1 protein-coding gene is annotated in these 353 nt (G+C 71.7%); it reads left to right on the top strand.

Features of this window, described 5'->3' with window-relative positions:
- Positions 1-353, top strand: a 353-nt coding sequence (locus ADL01_RS24300; protein ID WP_420719737.1) for an Fn3-like domain-containing protein, incomplete at both ends; no start/stop codon positions are given.

Raw genomic sequence — 353 nt, 5'->3', positions numbered from 1 at the left:
AGCCGGTCACCGGCGACGGCAGCGACGCCTGCGCCACCGTCCCGAAGACCGACCCGAGCGACCTCAACACCCCGAACATCTCGGTCGGCGACCTGGCCGGCAAGCAGACGGTCACCCGGACGGTCACCAACGTCACCGCCGCCACCGGCCTCTACACCGCCAAGCTCCAGACCCCGCCCGGCTACAAGGCCGAGATCACCCCGAAGTGGCTGGTCGTCCCGGCGGGCGGATCGGCGACATACAAGGTGACCTTCACCCGCACCAACGCCGCCTACGGCGACTGGGCCTTCGGCTCGGTGACCCTCGGCGACAAGGACGGGCACCGGGTCCGCAGCACCGTCGCCCTGCGCGCC

The organism is Streptomyces sp. NRRL WC-3618 (assembly GCF_001280005.1).
Taxonomy (GTDB): Bacteria; Actinomycetota; Actinomycetes; order Streptomycetales; family Streptomycetaceae; genus Streptomyces.
The sequence above is the reverse complement of the archived record's forward strand: the minus strand, read 5'-3'. Positions and strand labels throughout refer to the sequence as shown.